This is a genomic window from Burkholderia sp. Bp8994, assembly GCF_003853805.1.
In the GTDB taxonomy this organism is placed as follows: Bacteria; Pseudomonadota; Gammaproteobacteria; order Burkholderiales; family Burkholderiaceae; genus Burkholderia.
The window spans coordinates 1-19,982 of record NZ_QTQH01000032.1 but is presented as its reverse complement, the minus strand read 5'-3'; the positions used below and the strand labels follow the sequence as shown (position 1 = coordinate 19,982).

Here is a 19,982-nt window from a genome sequence, read left to right as displayed (position 1 = left end):
CGCATCGTGCGACGTGTCGCTGTTCAGCCGGTCGCGTTCGCAAGCACGGCCGGCACGTTGTGGCCGTAGCAGCGTTCCTCGACGCGCTCGGCGATGCGCCAGCCCTGCGCGGTGCGCACGAACCGGTCGACGTACCACAGCCCGAGAAACATCACCTGCGTGCCGCCGTCCGGCAGCGCGACTTCCATCGGATTGAAACAGATCGTGCGGCCGCGCGCGGTGTCGCCGTCGAGCGTGATCGACAGGTTGCCGACCATGTGCTGGTACTGCGGGAACTGCGGCAGCACGGTGCGCAGCCACGCCTTGACGTCCGGATACGTGCCGGCGATGCCGCCCATCGCGCGATAGTCGATCGTCGCGTCGCGCATGAACACGGTATCGAGCGCGTCGAAGTCGCGCGCATCGATCGCGCTCGAGTACGCGACGATCAGATCGCGGATGTCGTGATGATCGGAGAGGGTCTGCAGGTCGGGCATCGGTTGCGCTCCGTCATGCGCTTTTGCACCGGCGGGCCGCATGCAGCGCTTCCGCGCGCTGCTTCACGTCGCGCGCGCACTGGTCGAACCCCTGTTTCACCCAGCCGCCGTGCTCGCGCATGATCGTTTCCGCGTTGAGGCCGAGGAACTGGTCCGTCGTGAAGTAGCGGCAGCGTTCGGCGCCGTCGGCTTCGACGTACTGGTCGCGGCGCGCGGCGTCCTTGTTGTCGTCGGTCGGGCGCTGCTCCCACGACAGCAGGCGCTCGGGCTCGTATGCGACGAGGATTTCGTTGACGGGAATCACCGTCTCCGTGCCGGGAATGCGCACCTGCATGTGCACGAAGTCGCCGATCCGGCCGGTCGTCTCGAGGCCGACGCAGAACGTGTTCCATTCGCCGTAGCGCGGGAAGTCGGTCAGCACTTCCCAGACGACGGCAGCGGGGGCGTCGATCGCGACGGTGATCGAGGTGACGAGATTGGCTGGTTTGGTCATGGCGGGTATCGAATGTGAGTGAGGGAGCGGAGGGGGCCGCGGCTGCGCCCGCACGGGCGGGTACGCGCCGCGACAGCCGGAACGGGTCGCGCCGGCGCCGGCGGGCATGGCGGACGCGCCGCGCAATGCATGGGGCTGAGCGGCGGCCGGCGCGCGTCGCACATCGCGGCGAACCCCACATCGAGCGTAGGCCGGTGCGTGCGGCGAAGAATCGTCGGAACGGACTAAGGCGTTTCACCGGGCCGGCGATCCGGTGTCGGCGTCGGTACGCGACGCACGCGCGCGGTACGCCGTGCGGTTCGAACGTCGACATCGCGCGAACCTGCCGCGACAATACCGGTCACTCTTCAGTTTCCTGCTCGAGGTGCCCGTGCCAGCGAAGTCGACCATTGCTCCTGCCATCGTGTGGTTCCGCGACGATCTGCGCGTGACCGACCAGCCCGCGCTGACGCGCGCGGTTGCGTCGGGCCGGCCGCTCGTATGCGTGTACGTCGACGACACGGGCGAAGGCGCGGGGCGCGCGCTCGGTGGGGCGGCGCGCTGGTGGCTGCATGGGTCGCTCGCCGGACTCGATGCGGCGCTCGCGCGTCATGGCGGACGCCTGCTGCTGTTGCGCGGCGATGCGCCGCGCGAGATCGAACGCGTCGCGCAGGACACGGGCGCGGCAGCGGTGTACTGGAACCGCCGCTATGCGCAGCCGCAGCGCGATGCCGATGCGGCGTTGAAGGCGTCGCTGAAGGCGCGCGGCGTCGAGGTCGAGAGCAGCAACGGCAGCCTGCTGAACGAACCGTGGGACGTGCTGACGGGCGCCGGCACGCCGTTCCAGGTGTTCACCGCGTACTGGCGCGCGGTGCGGCGCGATCGCACGGTGGCGGCGCCGCTGCCGGAGCCTGAGCGGATCGCGTTTCATCCGTGGCCGGCCGGCGTGCGCGAACGCGCGCTGCCGCTCGACGCGCTCGGGTTGCGTCCGCACGCGCCGGACTGGGCGGGCGGCCTGCGCGACGCGTGGCCGGCACCCGACGAAGCCGGCGCACAGGCGCGGCTCGATACGTTTTCCGTCGAGTCGCTGACCGGCTATGCCGATACGCGCGACCGGCCCGACCGGTCGGCGACGAGCCGGCTATCGCCGTGCCTGCGCTTCGGCAACCTGTCGCCGCGACAGGTGTGGCATGCGGTGCAGGGTGCGGCACAGGCGGGCGGTGCGGCCTGCGCGGCCGGCGCCGAGAAGTTCCTGAGCGAACTCGGCTGGCGCGAATTCAGCCATGTGCTGCTGTATTACTTTCCGGCGCTCGCGACCGACAACTTCCGGGCGCAGTTCGACGCGATGCCGTGGCGCGACGATCCTGCCGCGCTGCGCGCGTGGCAGCGCGGGCTGACCGGTTACCCGCTCGTCGATGCGGGGATGCGCGAGCTGTGGACGACCGGCTGGATGCACAACCGCGTGCGGATGGTCGTCGCATCGTTTCTCGTCAAGCATCTGCTGATCGACTGGCGGGCCGGCGAGCGCTGGTTCCACGACACGCTCGTCGACGCGGATGCCGCGAACAACCCGGCGAACTGGCAATGGGTGGCCGGCTGCGGCGCCGACGCCGCGCCGTATTTCCGCATCTTCAATCCGGTGACGCAGGGCCGGAAGTTCGACCCGCAAGGGGCGTACGTGCGCCGCTGGGTGCCGGAACTCGCGGGCCTCGACGCGGTGACGATCCACGCGCCGTGGGAGGCATCCCCGATGGAGCTTGCGGAGGCCGGCGTGCGGCTCGACGTCGACTATCCGGCGCCGATCGTCGATCACGACGGCGCGCGCCGTCGCGCGCTCGATGCGCTGGCCTCGTTGCCGAAGCGTCGCCAGGCGTGACCGGCCGCGCTGCGCGCGGCACGGTTCGCCGCGTCAGTCGCAGAACGCCGCGTGCTCGAGCAGCGCGAGCGCGACGCCCGAATCGAAGTAGGCCGCGCCGCACCACGCGACGAACGCGAGCGCGCCGGCGGCCAGCGCCGCACGCATCACGCCCATGCGGCTTTGCCCGGCACCGGCCGCGCGATGCGCGCGTCGTCGATCGGCAGGTGCAGCAGCGCAGCCAGCACGCCGAGCGCGATCGAGCCGATCCACAGCGGCAGGTACGAATGCGTCGCGTCGTACACGAGCGCGCCGAGCCAGACGCCGAAGAAACTGCCGAGCTGGTGCCCGAAGAACACGAAGCCGAACAGCGTCGCGATGTAACGCACGCCGAACACCTGCGAGATCACGCCGTTGGTCAGCGGCACCGTGCCGAGCCACGTGAAGCCCATCACGGCCGCGAACACGTAGACGCTCGCGGGCGACAACGGCGCTGCAACGAACGCGGCCATTGCCAGCGCGCGGACGAGGTACAGCACGGACAGCACGTACTTGCGCCGCAGCAGGCCGCCGAGATGGCCGCATGCGTAGGTGCCTGCCACGTTGGTCAGCGCGATCAGCGCGAGCGCGACGCTGGCGTGGCGCGCCGGCAGGCCGTGATCGAGCAGGTAGGCGGGCAGGTGGGTCGCGATGAACGCGAGCTGGAACCCGCACGCGAAGAATCCCGCGTTCAGCAGCCAGAAGCCGCGATGCGCGAACGCTTCGCGCACCGCCGCGCCGATCGACTGGTCGGGGCCGTCCGCGCGGCTCGCGGCCTGCGCGGGCCGGTCGCGCACCAGCGCGGCGAGCGGCGCGAGCAGCGCGGAGACGAGGGCGAGCGCGACGAAGGCATGCTGCCAGCCGATGCCGCCGATCAGCACCTGCGCGACCGGCACCATGCAGAACTGGCCGAGCCCGCCGATCGCGCCGGCGACGCCGAGCGCCCAGCCGCGCCGGTCGGGCGGAAACAGGCGGCTCAGCGCGCCGTAGATCGACGCGAAGGCCGACCCCGACAGCGCGACGCCGATCACGAACCCCGCGCCGGCCGTGAACACGCCGGCCGATGCGGCGAACGCCATCGTGACGAGCCCGGCCGCGTACAGCAGCATGCCGGCGACGATCACGCGCACCGACCCGAAGCGGTCGGCGATCATGCCGGTGAACGGTTGCGCGATGCCCCAGATCAGGTTCTGCAGCGCGAGCGCGAGTCCGAACGCTTCGCGCGACCAGCCGTGGTCGAGCGTGACGGGGGCGAGGAACAGTCCCTGCACGTGGCGGATGCCGAGCGCGGCGCCCATGATCAGGCCGCCCGCGAGCACCGGCAGCCAGCGGCGCCGGGCGTCTTGTTCGATCGGGGTCATGCGTGTCTCCGGATGGATGCGTGTGGCGCGGCGGCCGCGTTCGATCCGATTAGACGATCCGGTGCCGGGGCGCTCAAGCGATCATTCGGTCGCGTTCGCATGCGTGCGGGGAATGCGATGCGGCGCGGACGCGATGTCGGCGACGCGGGCTGTATGCGCCGGATGCGTGAAGCCGCTGCGCCGCATGCAGCCGGCGTGACAGGCGGCCGATGCAACGGAGCGGGGCGTCGGTGCAGCGCCCGTGGCGGCGTTCATGTACGTGCGAAGGCCACGCCGGCGCCGCCTCGATGCGGGATTTCGCTCGCGGCTCGCGGCTACCGCTGCGCCACGTCGTACGCCCGCATCGCGGCGTCGCACTCGGCCGCTTCCGCGAGGATCCAGTCGCGCACGTCGGCGACTTCGCGGCGCGGTGCCGGATCGTGCCGGAACAGCCAGTAGCCGTACGCATCCGACAACGCCTGCGAGTGCGGGCCGAGCACCGCGAGCCGGCCGTCGGCGAGCATCGGCGCGACGAGCGCGAGCCTGCCGAGCGCGACGCCCTGGCCGGCGATCGCGGCGTGGATGACCTGGTCGTACTGGTTGAAGCGCAGCACGCCCTTCGGGCGCGCGTCGCCGAGCCCGGCCGCGTGCAGGTGCGCACGCCACTGCAGTCGGGTTTGCGGCGGCCCGTCGAATTCGAGCAGCACGTGCTCGGCGATCGCCGCCGCGTCGGTGACGGGCCGGGCGGCCAGCGCGGGGTGCGCGACCGGCACGACGATCTCGTCGAACAGGTGCAGCGCGCCGGCCGGCGCGCGCTCGCGCGGGCAGTAGCGGATTCCGAGGTCGATGCCTTCCGCGCGCAAATCGAGTACCTTGTCATTCGCGGCCACGCGCAAGTCGATGTCGGGCAGGCGCGCCTGCAGGCGCCCGAGTCTGGGCAGCAGCCACAGCGCGGTGACGCCGATGCTCGCGGTGATCGTGACGGGTTGCCGCTCGCGTGCGGCGGCGAGCGATGCGACGGTGTCCTGCAGGCTGAGCAGCGCCGCATCGGCGGCGCGGAACAGCCGCTCGCCTTCCGGCGTGAACGCGATCTTGCGATAGCCGCGCTGCAGCAGCGCGACGCCGAGATGCGCCTCGAGCGCGTGCACCTGGCGGCTGACCGCCGACTGCGTGACGCACAGGTCCTGCGCGGCGAGCGTGATGCTCATGCGGCGGCCGACGGCGACGAAGCCGCGCACGAGGTCCAGCGACGGGAGACGGACGAGCGGCGTTGACATGCGTAGGGCTCATGCGAACGGAGCAGCAAGATTGGTTGAGAACGTCCGGCGCGTCAAGTTCAATGGAGGCTGGCCGATCGGGCGGGCGCCGGGCAGGCGGTGCCGCACAGGAGACACGATGACGATTTCGAACGAAGCAGGCGGGGCCGCGTGCGCGGCGGATCAGGCAGCGGGGCGCCCGGCGGGTGCGTTGCCGCCGGAGGTCGTGACGCTGACCGCGGCCGACGGTTACGTGCTGCGCGGCTACGTGTGGCGGCATCGCGGCAGCACCGTGCGGCCCGTGACGGTCGTCAATTGCGCGACGTCGGTGCGCTGCGACTACTACTTCCGTTTCGCGGCCTGGCTGTTCGCGCGGAGGCGCGACGTGCTCGTCTACGACTATCGCGGGATCGGCGGCTCGCGCCCCGCGCGGCTCGCGAAGCTGCGCGCGAACTGGCTCGACTGGGGGCGGCTCGATTGCGAGGCCGCGCTGCAATACACGCGCGATGCATTTCCGGGCCAGCCGCTCGACGTCGTCGCGCACAGCATCGGCGGCTGCGTGCTCGGGCTCGCGGCGTCGAACGCGTACGTGCGTCACGTGGTGACGGTGGGCGCGCAGTATGCGTACTGGCGCGACTATCGGCCGGAAGAGCGGCGGCGCATGTGGTGGAAATGGCACGTCGCGATGCCGGCGCTCGCGGCCGTGTTCGGCTACGTGCCCGCGAAGCGGCTCGGCTGGATGGAAGACACGCCGCGCGGCGTCGCGCTGTCGTGGGTGCGCGCGCAACCGCGCTTCGAGGACGCCTTCACGCACGGCCTGCTCGCCGAACCCGCGGCGAGCCGCGCCGCGCTGCCGGCCCGCTTCGCGCGGCTGCCGGCGTCGATGCTCGCGATCGGCCTCGACGACGACGGGTTCGGCACGGTCGACGCGATCGAACGGCTGGTCGGCTACTACACGGGCAGCGACGTCACGCACCTGCGGATCGCGCCGCGCGACATCGGCGTCGACGCGATAGGCCACTTCGCGTTCTTCCACAGCCGCTTCACCGACACGCTGTGGCCCGTCGCGCTGGATTGGCTGCAACACGGCGCGCTGCCGGCCGATGCGCCGGGCCGCGTCCACGCGCGCCATCCGGCGCAGCGTGCGCGGCTGGCGGGAAGCGGCGTGCCGGGTGCCGTCGCGCACGGGTGAACGCGCGCGCAACCCGGCCATCGCGTCGATGAGACGGTTGCACCGGCTGCCGCTGCTGCCGCTGCCGACGATCTCGGTCGCGATGCGTCGGTCTCCGTCCCGTACGATCGATTAACATCGAACGTTTCGTTCGCCTGACTGCCGCGTGCCGATGTCCATTCCACCCGATTCCGAGATTGCCGACGACCTGTCCCGCGCGTGGCGCGTGCACCTGCTCGATGTGCCGCCGGCCGCGTCGCGTGCCGGCGTGCAGGTCGCGCGCGTCGATTTCGACTGGCGCGTGCCGCTCGCATCGCCCGCCTACGCGGCGCTGAGCGACGCGGAGCGGGGGCGTGCCGGGCGCTATCTGCGGCAGGAGGATGCGGTGCGCAGTGCCGCGACGCGCGCCGCGCTGCGCGACGTGCTCGGTGCGGCGCTCGGCATCGCGCCGAAGGACATCGCGATCGTCGTCGACGCATCGGGACGGCCGTCGCTGGATTCCGCGCATCGCGTGTCGCTCGATTTCAACGTGTCGCACGCGGGCGATCACGCGCTCATCGCGTGGGCGGCGACGGGGCGCGTCGGCGTCGATATCGAAAGCTGCAACCGCACGACCGACTGGCGTGCGCTGACGCGCGAAGTGTGCGCGGCCGCCGAGGCTGCGTATCTCGACGGCCTGCCGCTCGCCGCCCGCGCGGACGCGTTCATGCGCGTGTGGGCCGCGAAGGAGGCGCTGCTGAAGGCGCTCGGCACCGGCATCGTCGGCGGGCTGCGCGCGTTCGCGGTCGTGCCGCCGCGCGATGCGGCGACGCCCGCGACGACGATCGTCGAGCCGGCCGCGCCCGCCGCCGGCGTGGCCGCGTTCGACGCGGGCTGGCTCGACGCGGCGCCCGGCTACGCGGCGTGCGTCGCGTGGGCGCGCTGACCCCGTTTCAGCGCGCGACGCTCATTCGAGCGGTACGTCGTTGGGCGCCGCGTAGCGCGCCTTGATCACGTCGCTCATCGGGAACTCGAACGCGAGCCCCTTCGGCGGCACCGGCTTCATGAACCACTTGTCGTACAGCGCGTTGATCCCGCCGCTCTTCATCAACTGCACGAGCACGCCGTCGACGAGCGCCTTGAACTGCGGATCGTCCTTGCGCAGCATGAACCCGTACGCTTCCGACGATTGCGGCGTGCCGACGATCGCCCAGTCGGCCGGCTTCGCCGCGAGCTGGCGCACGCCGGCGAGCAGCACGTCGTCCATCATGTACGCGGCCGCGCGGCCCGATTCGAGCGTGAGGCGTCCTTCGCCGTAGTCCTTCGCGCTGATGATCTGCATGTTCATCTTCTTTTCCTCGTTCATCTTGCGCAGCAGGCGTTCGGACGTCGTGCCCTGGTTCGTCACGACCGTCTTGCCGGCGAGATCGGGGAAGTCGCGGATGCCCGAGTTCGTGCGCGTGAGCAGGCGCGTCGTCGCGACGAAGAAGGTGGTCGAGAACGCGACCTGCGCGTGACGCGCGGCGAGGTTGGTGGTCACCCCGCATTCGAGATCGACGGTGCCGTTCTGCACGAGCGGGATGCGGTTCTGCGACGTGACCGGGATGAAGCGCGCCTGCAGGTCGGGCTTGCCGGTGCGCGCCTTCACGGCGGCGATCACGCGGTCGCACAGGTCCTGCGAGAAGCCGATCACCTTGCCGCTCGCGTCGACATAGGAGAACGGCACCGACGTCTCGCGATGGCCGATCGAGATCAGGCCGCTTTGCCGCACCTTCTCGAGCGTGCCGGACAGCGGCTCCGCGGCGAGCGATGCGCCGCACGCGAGCGCGCACGCGGCGACGAGCAGGCCGCGGCCGAGAAGGGTGGTCAACCGGGGCGGGGTGGTCATGGCGGATCTCCGTGGGCGGATCGTAGGGAAGCGTCGATTCGTATGTTGCCAAAGACAAAATAATTGCAACATATGTTAATTGCGAGGCCTGTCTGGCCGCTCCGGCGCGCCGCGCCGGACATCAGGGAAACTCCCGAGTCGGAATTATGAAAAACAGGTTGTCTAGACAAGTCGCGGTGGCTACACTGCAATCCATCCCGAACTTGTCTAGACAGGATTGCTCACATGATTACGTTGACCCCCGGCCACCTGACCCTTCCGCAACTGCGCAAGATCGCTCGCGAATCCGTGCAGCTCAAGCTCGACCCGGCGAGCTTCGCGAAGATCGACGCGGGCGCGAAGGCCGTCGCCGACATCGCGGCGAAGGGCGAGCCCGCATACGGCATCAACACGGGTTTCGGCCGCCTGGCCAGCACGCACATCCCGCACGACCAGCTCGAGCTGCTGCAGAAGAACCTGGTGCTGTCGCATGCGGTCGGCGTGGGCGAGCCGATGGCGCGCTCGTCGGTGCGTCTCCTGATGGCACTGAAGCTGTCGAGCCTCGGCCGCGGCCACTCCGGCATCCGTCGCGAAGTGATGGACGCGCTGATCACGCTGTTCAACGCCGACGTGCTGCCGCTGATCCCGGTGAAGGGCTCGGTCGGCGCATCGGGCGACCTGGCACCCCTCGCGCACATGTCGGCCGTGCTGCTGGGCGTCGGTGAAGTGTTCATCCGCGGCGAGCGCGCCAGCGCGCTGGACGGTCTGCGCGTCGCGGGCCTCGCGCCGCTGACGCTGCAGGCGAAGGAAGGCCTGGCGCTGCTGAACGGCACGCAGGCGTCGACCGCGCTGGCGCTCGACAACATGTTCGCGATCGAAGACCTGTACCGCACCGCGCTGGTCGCGGGCGCGCTGTCGGTCGACGCGGCAGCCGGCTCGGTGAAGCCGTTCGACGCCCGCATCCACGAACTGCGCGGCCATCAAGGGCAGATCGACGCGGCCGCGTCGTACCGCGACCTGCTCGAAGGCTCGCCGATCAACCAGTCGCACCGCGACTGCGACAAGGTGCAGGATCCGTACAGCCTGCGCTGCCAGCCGCAGGTGATGGGCGCGTGCCTGGACCAGATGCGCCATGCAGCCGACGTGCTGCTGGTCGAAGCGAACGCCGTGTCGGACAACCCGCTGATCTTCCCGGATACCGGCGAAGTGCTGTCGGGCGGCAACTTCCACGCTGAACCCGTCGCATTCGCGGCCGACAACCTCGCGCTCGCCGCGGCGGAAATCGGCGCGCTGGCCGAGCGCCGCATCGCGCTGCTGATCGACGCGACGCTGTCGGGCCTGCCCCCGTTCCTCGTGAAGGACGGCGGCGTGAACTCGGGCTTCATGATCGCCCACGTGACGGCGGCCGCGCTGGCATCGGAAAACAAGACGCTCGCGCACCCGGCGTCGGTCGACTCGCTGCCGACCTCGGCGAACCAGGAAGACCACGTGTCGATGGCGACGTTCGCCGCGCGCAAGCTCGCCGACATCGCGGACAACACGAAGCACATCCTCGCGATCGAACTGCTGGCCGCCGCCCAGGGCGTCGACCTGCGCGCGCCGTACCACACGAGCCCGAAGCTCGCGCCGGTGATGGAAACGATCCGCGGCAAGGTTGCGCACTACGAGCTCGACCACTACTTCGCACCGGACATCGCGGTGATCGCGAAGCTCGTCGGCGAGCGCGCGTTCGCGAAGGTCGCGCCGTTCTCGTTCGCATCGGAACAGTAAGCCCATGAGCGCGCCGGTCTACCAGGAGATCAAGGATTTCATCCTGGGCCGCATTCACGCCGGCGAGTGGGCGGAGGGCGACCAGGTGCCCTCCGAGAACGAACTGGCCCGCGAGTTCAAGGTCGCGCGCATGACCGTCAACCGCGCGTTGCGCGAGTTGACGGCCGAGCAGGTGCTGACGCGCATGAAGGGCGCCGGCACCTACGTCGCGCGGCCGAAGTACGAGTCGACGCTCGTCGCGATCCGCAGCATCTCGGAAGAGGTCGACGCGCGCGGGCATGCGTACCGCGCCAGCGTGCTCGGCCTCGAGACGATCCGCGCCGACGAGGCGCTCGCCGACGAGATGCAGATGGCCGTGCGCGCGAAGCTGTTTTATTCACAGGTGTTGCACTTCGAGAATGACGAACCCGTCCAGCTCGAAGAACGGTGGGTGAATCCGGCGGTCGCGCCGGATTATGCCGAGCAGGATTTTACGAACACGACGCCGAACCTGTACCTGATGCGCGCGGCCCCGCTGCAGCGCGTCGAGTACCGGATCGAAGCGGCGGCTCCGGCGCCCGGGCGGCGCGAGCAGCTGCGGATGGACGACGTCGAGCCGTGTCTGGTTTTACATCGGCGCACCTGGTCGCAGGGCGTCGTCGCCTCGGTGGCGAATCTGTGGCACCCCGGCAGCCGTTATCGCTTCACCGGGCATTTCTGATTCCTATTTGATAGTCATTTTCCTTCGGGAGCAGTCGTCATGAACCATCCGAAACACATCGATCCCCGTCTCGATCCGACCCGCACGATCCGCGCGCCGCGCGGCAGCGAGAAGGTCTGCAAGACCTGGCTGGCCGAAGCGGCCTACCGGATGATCCAGAACAACCTGGATCCGGAAGTCGCCGAGCATCCGCACGCGCTCGTCGTGTACGGCGGCATCGGCCGCGCGGCGCGCAACTGGGAATGCTACGACCAGATCCTCGCGTCGCTGAAGGATCTCGAAGAGAACGAGACGCTGCTGATCCAGTCGGGCAAGCCGGTCGGTGTGTTCCGCACGCACAAGGATGCGCCGCGCGTGCTGCTCGCGAACTCGAACCTGGTGCCGCACTGGGCGACCTGGGATCACTTCCACGAGCTCGACCGCAAGGGCCTGATGATGTACGGCCAGATGACGGCCGGCAGCTGGATCTACATCGGCAGCCAGGGCATCGTGCAGGGCACCTATGAAACCTTCTTCTCGGTCGCGAACCAGCACTTCAACGGCGATCCGTCGGGCCGCTGGATCCTGACGGGCGGCCTCGGCGGTATGGGCGGCGCGCAGCCGCTCGCCGCGACGATGGCCGGCTTCTCGATGATCGCGGTCGAATGCGACGAGACGCGCATCGACTTCCGCCTGAAGACGCGCTACGTCGACAAGAAGGCGACGACGCTCGACGAAGCGCTCGGCATGATCGACGAAGCGAAGCGCACCGGCAAGCCGGTGTCGGTCGGCCTGCTCGGCAACGCGGCCGACGTGTTCGCGGAACTCGTGACGCGCGGTATCACGCCGGACTGCGTGACCGACCAGACGAGCGCGCACGACCCGATCAACGGCTACCTGCCGCAAGGCTGGACCGTCGCGCAATGGCGCGAAGCGCAGAAGGTCGATCCGCAGAGCATCGTGAAGGTCGCGAAGCAGTCGATGGCCGTGCAGGTGCGCGCGATGCTGACGCTGCAGGAGCGCGGCGCCGCCACGCTCGACTACGGCAACAACATCCGCCAGATGGCGCTGGAAATGGGCGTCGAGAACGCATTCGACTTCCCGGGCTTCGTGCCGGCCTATATCCGCCCGCTGTTCTGCGAAGGCAAGGGCCCGTTCCGCTGGGTCGCGCTGTCCGGCGATCCGGAAGACATCTACAAGACCGACCAGAAGGTGAAGGAGCTGATCCCCGACGATCCGCACCTGCACAACTGGCTCGACATGGCGCGTGAGCGCATCGCGTTCCAGGGTCTGCCGGCGCGGATCTGCTGGGTCGGCGTGAAGGATCGCTATCGCCTCGGCCAGGCGTTCAACGAGATGGTGAAGAACGGCGAACTGAAGGCCCCGATCGTGATCGGCCGCGACCACCTCGACACCGGTTCGGTCGCGAGCCCGAACCGCGAGACGGAATCGATGAAGGACGGTTCGGACGCCGTGAGCGACTGGCCGCTGCTGAACGCCCTGCTGAACACCGCAGGCGGCGCATCGTGGGTGTCGCTGCATCATGGCGGCGGCGTCGGCATGGGCTTCTCGCAGCACTCGGGCGTCGTGATCGTCGCCGACGGTACCGCCGAAGCGCACGAGCGTCTCGGCCGCGTGCTGCTGAACGATCCGGCGACGGGCGTGATGCGCCATGCGGATGCCGGCTACGAACTCGCGCAGCAGACGGCCCGCGAAGCCGGCCTGAAGCTGCCGATGCTCGGCCGCTGAGCATGACGGCGCTCGACCAGGCGCCGGTGAGCGTGACGATGATCCGCGCGGCGGATCTCGTCGCGTCGCCGTGGAAGAACGGCGGCGGCGTGACGCGCGAGATCGGTGCATTCCCGCCGGGCGCCGCGCTCGATAGGTTCGCATGGCGCGTGAGCGTCGCGGACGTCGGCGCGGCCGGCCCGTTCTCGCGTTTCGACGGGATCGACCGCACGCTCGTGCTGCTGTCCGGCGCGGGCATGACGCTCGCCGAAGAAGGGGGCGCGCGCCACGTGCTCGACGCGCCGCTCGCGCGTGCGGACTTCGCCGGCGAGACGGCGATCGACGCGACGCTGCACGACGGCGCGACGCGCGACTTCAACCTGATGACGCGCCGTTCGGCCGCGCGCGGGACGCTCGACGTGTGGCCCGAAGGCACGCACCGCGCCGAGCGCGCCGATACCGTGCTGCTGTTCTGCGCGACGGGCGCGGTCGGCGTCGAGATCGACGGCGCGCACTACGCACTGCAGGAAATGGACACGCTGCGGCTCGACGGGCCGCAGCGTGCGTTTGACGTCGTCGTGAGCGGAGGCGGCGCGCTGCTCGCCGTGTCGCTCGCCGTCGGCGAACGAGACTGAACGCATGAAACCGACTGTCTGGCATCACCTGAGGCTGTGTCCGCACGGCCATCCCGACGAGACGATCGACGACGCGGCGATCGCCGTCGACGAAACCGGCACGATCGTGTGGCTCGGCGCGTTGTCCGCGCTGCCGCACGGTTATGCGCACTGGCAGCGGGAAGACCTGCACGGCGCGTGGGTGACGCCGGGCCTCGTCGACTGCCATACGCACCTCGTGTACGGCGGCACGCGGGCCGACGAGTTCGCGCAGCGCCTCGCCGGCGTCAGCTACGAGGAGATCGCGCGGCAGGGCGGCGGGATCGTGTCGACGGTGCGCGCGACGCGCGCGGCCGACGAGACGACGCTGTTCGTGCAGGCCGCCGCGCGCCTGCAGCCGCTGCTCGCCGACGGCGTGACGGCGATCGAGATCAAGTCGGGCTACGGGCTCGACCTCGCGAGCGAGCGCAAGATGCTGCGCGTCGCGCGCCAGCTCGGCGAGCGCTTCCCGGTCACGGTCTACACCACGTTCCTCGGCGCGCACGCGCTGCCGCCGGAATATGCGGGCCGTGCGGATGAATACATCGACGAAGTGTGCGGCCGGATGCTGCCGGCGCTCGCCGACGAAGGCCTGGTCGACGCGGTCGACGTGTTCTGCGAGCGCATCGGCTTTTCGCTCGCGCAGACCGAGCGCGTGTTCGAGGCCGCGACGCGGCGCGGGCTGCCGGTGAAACTGCACGCGGAGCAGTTGTCGAACGCGGGCGGCACCGCGCTTGCCGCGCGTTATCGCGCGCTGTCGGCCGACCACCTCGAATTTCTCGACGAAGCCGGCATCGAGGCGATGAAGGCGGCCGGTACGGTCGCCGTGCTGTTGCCCGGCGCGTATTACTTCATTCGCGAAACGCAATTGCCGCCGATCGAGCTGCTGCGCAAGCATGGCGTGCCGATCGCGCTCGCGACCGATCACAACCCCGGTACCTCGCCGCTCGAATCGCTGCTGCTGACGCTGAACATGGGCTGCACGCTGTTCCGCATGACGGTGCCCGAGGTGCTGCAGGGCGTGACGCGCCATGCGGCCGCGGCGCTCGGTCGCGCCGATCGTCACGGTGCGCTCGAGATCGGCCGCCAGGCCGATTTCGCGGTCTGGTCGGTCGGCTCGCTGTCGGAGCTCGCGTACTGGATCGGCCGGCCGCTGTGCGAGCAGGTCGTGCGCGGCGGCGCGACGGTGTTTCGCCGGATGAACGGCTAGTTTTTGCGGAGGGCCGGACGCGGCGCTGAAGCGTCGGTCCGGTCGATCGCCACGGAGCGGAAGCGGGCGCCGACGCGCCGCCTCCTGCCATCCGGGGCTTGGGACCGGACTGCGCGTTAGCTCGCCGAATCCGGCCAACAAGGACTCACGATGACCGACTCTATGTTGTTCGCAGACCATGCCCGGCTGCCCGATGGCTGGCGCCGCAACGTGCTGCTGCGCTGGGACGCGGCCGGCACGCTGACCGACGTGACGCCCGACACCGACGCGCCGGCCGGCGTCGCGCGCGCGGCCGGGCCCGTGCTGCCCGGCATGCCGAACCTGCATTCGCACGCGTTCCAGCGCGCGATGGCGGGGCTCACCGAATATCGCGCGAATCCCGCCGACAGCTTCTGGAGCTGGCGCGACCTGATGTACCGCTTCGCGCTGAAGATCACGCCCGACGCGCTTGCGGCGATCGCGCGCTGGCTGTACGTCGAGATGCTGAAGTGCGGCTACACGTCGGTCTGCGAATTCCACTACGTGCATCACGCGCAGGACGGCTCACGCTATCCGCAGATCGCGGAACTCGGTGCGCGCGTGGTCGACGCCGCGCGCTCGGCCGGCATCGGCATCACGATGCTGCCCGTGTCGTACCAGTTCGCCGGCTTCGGCAACAAGCCGCCGCGCGACGACCAGCGCCGCTTCATCAATACGCCGGACGGCCTGCTCGAGCTGCTCGACGCGATGCGCCGCGTCGCGCCCGAGCACGGCGGCCTGCGCTATGGCGTCGCCCCGCACTCGCTGCGCGCGGTGTCCGAGAACGGCTTGCGCGTGCTGCTCGAAGGCCTGCCCGACGACGCGCCGGTGCATATCCATATCGCCGAACAGACGGCCGAAGTCGACGATTGCGTGCGCGCCTACGGCGCGCGTCCCGTGCAATGGCTGCTCGATCGTTTCGACGTCGATGCGCGCTGGTGCCTCGTGCACGCGACGCACGTCGATGCGGCCGAAACGGCCGCGCTCGCGAAGCGTCGCGCGGTGGCCGGCCTGTGCCTGACCACCGAGGCGAACCTCGGCGACGGCGTGTTCCCGGCGCTCGACTATCTCGCGCAGGGCGGCGTGATCGGCGTCGGCTCGGACAGCCATGCGTCGGTCGACTGGCGCTCGGAACTGCGCCTGCTCGAATACGGGCAGCGGCTCGTGCATCGCGCGCGCAACGTGCTCGCGAGCGACACGCAGGCGCATGTCGCCGACCGGCTGTTCGACGCGTCGCTCGCGGGCGGCGCGCAGGCGAGCGGGCGGCGCATCGGCGCGCTGCGTGAAGGCTGCCGCGCCGACTGGCTCGTGCTCGATCCCGATCATCCGGCGATCGCGGAGCACGACAGCGCGTCCTGGCTGTCGGGCACGGTGTTCGCCGAGCACGGCGACACGCCGGTGCTCGACGTCTATACCGGCGGCGAGCGCGTCGTGAGCGGCCGCCGCCATCGCGACGAAGCCGCAGCTTATGCCGACTACCGCGCCGCGCTGGCGCAACTGCTGCGCTGAATGCGCGGCATCCGGCGCACGCCGCGCGCGTGCGCCGGCCGACTTTTACGGTGATGCGACATGACTGAACAACCGGCTGTATTCACGCTGAAGCAGGGCACGCTGCCGCTGCTGATCTCGATTCCGCACGCAGGCACCCACATCCCCGACGACATCGCCGCGACGATGACGCCCGACGCGCGCTTCGTCGACGATTGCGACTGGCACCTCGAGCGCCTGTACGGCTTCGCGGCGACGCTCGGCGCGTCGATCCTCGTGCCGTCGCACGCGCGTTACGTCGTCGACCTGAACCGTCCGCCCGACAACGAGAACCTGTATCCGGGGCAGGACACGACCGGGCTCGTGCCGGTCGATACGTTCGACAAGGCGCCGCTGTATCCGGCGGGCGCGCTGCCCGGCAACGACGAGATCATGCGCCGTCGCGACCGCTACTGGCGCCCGTATCACGACGCGCTGCAGGGCGAGATCGCGCGCCTGAAGCGCGAGCACGGCCGCGTGCTCGTGTGGGAAGCGCATTCGATCCGCTCGCACGTGCCGCGCTTCTTCGAGGGCCGCCTGCCGGACTTCAACTTCGGCACGTCGAGCGGCGCGAGCGCCGCGCCGGGCCTTGCCGAGGCGCTGGCCGCATGCGTGAGCGCGCACGGCGGTTATACGGCCGTCGCGAACGGGCGTTTCAAGGGCGGCTACATCACGCGCCACTACGGCGTGCCCGCGACCGGCGTCGAAGCCGTGCAACTGGAGCTGTCGCAGATCACTTACATGGAAGAGACGCGTCCGTATGCGTACGACGAAGCGCGCGCCGCGCGGATCGTGCCGCTGCTGCAGACGCTCGTCGAAACCGCGCTCGCGCATCGCTGATCCGTCGGCGCGTGCGGCGGCACGGCGCGATGTCGCGCCACGGCCGGCCGGCTGGCAAGGCGCACATTGGTGCATCGCACAAAACGGCATCGACCCGAGCGGTCGATGCCGTTTTTTCGTCTGATCTATGTCGGGATCGGTACCTGAAAATTTGACGCAATTTTTAGGTGATATAAGCTGAATGTCAGGAAGTCGTCACGCGCGCCCCGGCCGCGACAGCGTCGATCAGCGCCGCACCGCGCCGGAATCCGTTGCGAGACACCTTGCCGACGTGTCGTCGCGCGGCATTGCCGCCCCCGCTTCATCGCGACACGTGTCCTGCCTTCATCAGTCAGTCGAGTACGATCGTGAAAGCCGCCAGCCCTTCGATACGCCGGACCCGAAGTCCGTCGGCGGGCGCGCCGCCTCAGGCCGGGCCGATCCGGCATGCTGATCGCGGCACGCGCGCCGCCCCCATACGCGAGCCCCGCTTCTTCGCTGTGCCCCATCGCGGCCTGCGCCGCTTCAATGTCGTCACCGCACACGTGTTCAGCGCGGTGCAGTGCGACGGCAGCGCTTCATTGTTGCCCTAGCGTCCTTTTCCGCTTTCGCGTCGGATCGCACCGCCTGCTGCCGCACCGTCCGAGCGGCACGATCGCGCGTGGACGCGTGCAGCGCCATCGCGGGCCGCCATCGTCCTGCGCGTCCGCACGCGTCGCGCATTTATCGCGGAGGCGATCATGCGACCGCGCCCGCTCGTAGCCGTCACCGCCGATCGCGTCATGCGCGGCGCCCATCCGAACCACACGGCCGGGGAGAAGTATCTCGTCGCGCTGGTCGACGGTGCCGGCGCGCTGGCGTTCGTGCTGCCCGCGCTGGGTGCGCGGCAGCCGGTCGACGCGATCGTCGCGGCGATCGACGGGCTGCTGATGACCGGCAGTTATTCGAACGTCGAGCCGCATCACTACGGCGGCCTGGCGAGCGCGCCCGATACCCTGCACGATCCCGCGCGCGATGCGACCGCGCTGCCGCTGATCCGAGCGGCGATCGATGCGGGCGTGCCGGTGCTCGCGATCTGCCGCGGCATGCAGGAGCTGAACGTCGCGTATGGCGGCACCTTGCATCAGCGGCTGCATGCGAGCGCGGGCTTCGACGATCATCGCGAGCGCGACGGCGATCCGCTCGAGCGGCAGTACGGCCCCGCGCACCGCGTGCAGTTCGCGCCGGGCGGGCTGCTGCAACGGATCGCGCACGGCGCGCACGACGCGATGGTCAATTCGTTGCACGACCAGGGTATCGCGCGGCTCGGCGCGGGCCTCGCGGTCGAGGCGAGCGCGCCCGACGGGCTGATCGAGGCCGTGAGCGTGCGCGGCGCGCGCGCGTTCGCGCTCGGCGTGCAGTGGCATCCCGAATGGCGCCACGCGGAGCAACCGCTGTCGCGCGACATCTTTACGGCATTCGGCGCGGCGTGCCGCGCGCGCATGACACACCGCATTTATGCGGCCGGCGGCACCATGCCGTCGCCGGCTGCATCCGACATCGACTGAACGAGGCCGATCATGCAACCCGAACTGAGCGAATTCCTGCGCCAGCACCGCATCACCGAAGTCGAGGCGATCATTCCCGACATGGCCGGCATCGCGCGCGGCAAGATCATTCCGCGCAACAAATTCGAGTCCGGCGAATCGATGCGCCTGCCGCAGGCCGTGATGGTGCAGACCGTCACCGGCGACTATCCGGAGGACGGCACGCTGACCGGCGTGACCGATCCCGACATGGTGTGCGTGCCCGATCCGTCGACGATCTGCCTGATTCCGTGGGCCGTCGACCCGACCGCGCAGGTGATCCACGATTGCGTGCATTTCGACGGTTCGCCGGTCGAGATCTCGCCGCGCTACGTGCTGCGCCGCGTGCTCGACCTGTACAAGGAAAAGGGCTGGAAGCCCGTGGTCGCGCCTGAACTCGAGTTCTATCTGGTCGACATGAACGCCGACCCCGACCTGCCGCTGCGTCCGCCGGTCGGGCGCACGGGGCGGGCGGAAACCGGCCGTCAGTCGTATTCGATCGAGGCCGTCAACGAGTTCGATCCGCTGTTCGAGGACATCTACGAATACTGCGAGATGCAGGGCCTCGACATCGAGACGCTGATCCACGAGGTCGGCGCCGCGCAGATGGAGATCAACTTCGTGCACGGCGACGCGCTGTCGCTCGCCGACCAGGTGTTCCTGTTCAAGCGCACGGTGCGCGAGGCGGCGCTGCGCCACAACATGTATGCGACGTTCATGGCCAAGCCGATGGAAAACGAGCCGGGCTCCGCGATGCATATCCACCAGAGCCTCGCCGATGTGCACACCGGCCGCAACCTGTTCGCCGACGACGGCGGCGTCGTGTCGCCGATGTTCCAAAGCTATCTTGCGGGCCTGCAGAAATATACGCCCGCGCTGATGCCGATCTTCGCACCGTACATCAACTCGTATCGCCGCCTGTCGCGCTTCATGGCCGCGCCGATCAACGTGCAGTGGGGCTACGACAACCGTACGGTCGGCTTTCGCATCCCGCAGTCGACGCCGGTCGCGCGGCGCATCGAGAACCGGATTCCGGGCGTCGACTGCAATCCGTACCTCGCGTTCGCGGCGACGCTCGCCGCCGGTTATCTCGGCCTCACGCAGCAGCTCGCGCCGACCGAACCGATCGCGTCCGACGGCTACGACCTGCCGTACCAGCTGCCGCGCAACCTCGAGGAAGGCATCTCGCTGATGGCGGCGTGCACGCCGCTCGCCGGCATTCTCGGTGACAAGTTCGTGAAGGCGTACCTGGCGCTGAAGGAAACCGAATACGAAGCGTTCTTCCGCGTGATCAGTTCGTGGGAACGTCGCCATCTGCTGCTGCACGTGTGAGCGTGCGCACGACCGCATCAAGGAACGACGGAGGAAACATGACTTACCGTAACGAACCCGCGTGGATCCAGCCCACCGCGCCGGCCACCGCACCGCGCACGACGCAAGCACACTCGACCGCCGAATACCGCGCGCTCGACGCCGCGCATCACATCCATCCGTTCTCGGACATGGGTGCGCTCAATCGCGCGGGCAGCCGCGTGATCGTGAAGGCCGACGGCGTCTA

General features: G+C 69.6%; 18 protein-coding genes and 1 pseudogene. 13 read left to right on the top strand and 6 right to left on the bottom strand.

The window, feature by feature from the left end; genetic code table 11:
• Positions 1-23: 23 nt before the first annotated feature.
• Positions 24-476 carry a nuclear transport factor 2 family protein gene (locus DIE04_RS27755; RefSeq protein ID WP_124523594.1) on the bottom strand — a complete coding sequence of 151 codons (453 nt, stop codon included), beginning with the start codon at positions 474-476 and terminating at the stop codon, positions 24-26.
• A gap of 13 nt (positions 477-489) precedes the next feature.
• The gene (locus tag DIE04_RS27750) at positions 490-969 is read right to left on the bottom strand and encodes an SRPBCC domain-containing protein (protein ID WP_124489544.1); all 480 of its coding nucleotides are present in this window, start codon (positions 967-969) and stop codon (positions 490-492) included.
• Between the two features lie 370 nt (positions 970-1,339).
• Here DIE04_RS27750 and DIE04_RS27745 point away from each other — a divergent pair, with 370 nt between their 5' ends.
• Positions 1,340-2,824, top strand: a complete 1,485-nt coding sequence (locus DIE04_RS27745) for a deoxyribodipyrimidine photo-lyase (RefSeq protein WP_124523592.1) — start codon at positions 1,340-1,342, stop codon at positions 2,822-2,824.
• Between the two features lie 33 nt (positions 2,825-2,857).
• Here DIE04_RS27745 and DIE04_RS30265 read toward each other — a convergent pair whose 3' ends face one another.
• From DIE04_RS30265 to DIE04_RS27735, 3 genes are all read right to left on the bottom strand, one after another.
• Complete coding sequence (locus DIE04_RS30265; protein WP_044847646.1) at positions 2,858-2,980, bottom strand: hypothetical protein; 123 nt, start codon at positions 2,978-2,980, stop codon at positions 2,858-2,860.
• A complete protein-coding gene (locus tag DIE04_RS27740) occupies positions 2,971-4,203 on the bottom strand; it encodes an MFS transporter (RefSeq protein ID WP_124523590.1) in 1,233 nt (410 codons plus the stop codon). The genes DIE04_RS30265 and DIE04_RS27740 overlap by 10 nt, the downstream gene beginning before the upstream one ends.
• Before the next feature lie 314 nt (positions 4,204-4,517).
• Positions 4,518-5,459, bottom strand: coding sequence for a LysR substrate-binding domain-containing protein (locus tag DIE04_RS27735; protein ID WP_124489547.1), 942 nt, complete (start codon positions 5,457-5,459; stop codon positions 4,518-4,520).
• 118 nt (positions 5,460-5,577) lie between these two features.
• Between DIE04_RS27735 and DIE04_RS27730 the strand changes: the two genes are divergently transcribed.
• Together DIE04_RS27730 and DIE04_RS27725 are read left to right on the top strand one after the other, a co-directional pair.
• Positions 5,578-6,630: an alpha/beta fold hydrolase gene (locus tag DIE04_RS27730; protein WP_124523588.1), complete on the top strand. Its 1,053-nt coding sequence runs from the start codon at positions 5,578-5,580 to the stop codon at positions 6,628-6,630.
• A 151-nt stretch (positions 6,631-6,781) separates the two neighbouring features.
• Positions 6,782-7,534, top strand: a complete 753-nt coding sequence (locus DIE04_RS27725; RefSeq protein ID WP_124523586.1) for a 4'-phosphopantetheinyl transferase superfamily protein — start codon at positions 6,782-6,784, stop codon at positions 7,532-7,534.
• Between the two features lie 21 nt (positions 7,535-7,555).
• Here the strand turns inward: DIE04_RS27725 and DIE04_RS27720 are convergent, their stop codons facing one another.
• Positions 7,556-8,476: a glutamate/aspartate ABC transporter substrate-binding protein gene (locus tag DIE04_RS27720; protein ID WP_124523584.1), complete on the bottom strand. Its 921-nt coding sequence runs from the start codon at positions 8,474-8,476 to the stop codon at positions 7,556-7,558.
• Positions 8,477-8,701: 225 nt separating this feature from the next.
• Between DIE04_RS27720 and hutH the strand changes: the two genes are divergently transcribed.
• The 10 genes and pseudogenes from hutH to DIE04_RS27665 form a co-directional block, all read left to right on the top strand.
• A complete protein-coding gene (gene hutH, locus DIE04_RS27715; RefSeq protein ID WP_044847651.1) occupies positions 8,702-10,225 on the top strand; it encodes a histidine ammonia-lyase in 1,524 nt (507 codons plus the stop codon).
• A 4-nt stretch (positions 10,226-10,229) separates the two neighbouring features.
• Positions 10,230-10,925 carry a histidine utilization repressor gene (gene hutC / locus DIE04_RS27710; protein ID WP_124489552.1) on the top strand — a complete coding sequence of 232 codons (696 nt, stop codon included), beginning with the start codon at positions 10,230-10,232 and terminating at the stop codon, positions 10,923-10,925.
• A gap of 39 nt (positions 10,926-10,964) precedes the next feature.
• The gene (hutU, locus tag DIE04_RS27705; protein ID WP_044847653.1) at positions 10,965-12,653 is read left to right on the top strand and encodes a urocanate hydratase; all 1,689 of its coding nucleotides are present in this window, start codon (positions 10,965-10,967) and stop codon (positions 12,651-12,653) included.
• Positions 12,654-12,655: 2 nt separating this feature from the next.
• The gene (locus tag DIE04_RS27700; protein WP_124489553.1) at positions 12,656-13,267 is read left to right on the top strand and encodes a HutD family protein; all 612 of its coding nucleotides are present in this window, start codon (positions 12,656-12,658) and stop codon (positions 13,265-13,267) included.
• Positions 13,268-13,271: 4 nt separating this feature from the next.
• Entirely contained in the window at positions 13,272-14,495 is a 1,224-nt protein-coding gene (gene hutI, locus DIE04_RS27695; protein WP_044847655.1) for an imidazolonepropionase, read from the top strand.
• A 150-nt stretch (positions 14,496-14,645) separates the two neighbouring features.
• Positions 14,646-16,022: a formimidoylglutamate deiminase gene (locus DIE04_RS27690; RefSeq protein WP_124489554.1), complete on the top strand. Its 1,377-nt coding sequence runs from the start codon at positions 14,646-14,648 to the stop codon at positions 16,020-16,022.
• Positions 16,023-16,082: 60 nt separating this feature from the next.
• Positions 16,083-16,880 (top strand): N-formylglutamate deformylase, encoded by a 798-nt coding sequence (hutG, locus tag DIE04_RS27685; RefSeq protein ID WP_124489555.1) that lies wholly within the window; start codon positions 16,083-16,085, stop codon positions 16,878-16,880.
• Between the two features lie 719 nt (positions 16,881-17,599).
• On the top strand, positions 17,600-18,406 hold the full coding sequence (locus DIE04_RS27675; protein ID WP_124523582.1) for a gamma-glutamyl-gamma-aminobutyrate hydrolase family protein: 807 nt from the start codon (positions 17,600-17,602) through the stop codon (positions 18,404-18,406).
• 12 nt (positions 18,407-18,418) lie between these two features.
• A complete protein-coding gene (locus tag DIE04_RS27670; protein WP_044847659.1) occupies positions 18,419-19,756 on the top strand; it encodes a glutamine synthetase family protein in 1,338 nt (445 codons plus the stop codon).
• Positions 19,757-19,794: 38 nt separating this feature from the next.
• A pseudogene (locus tag DIE04_RS27665) lies at positions 19,795-19,982 on the top strand (aspartate aminotransferase family protein); the annotation flags it as partial.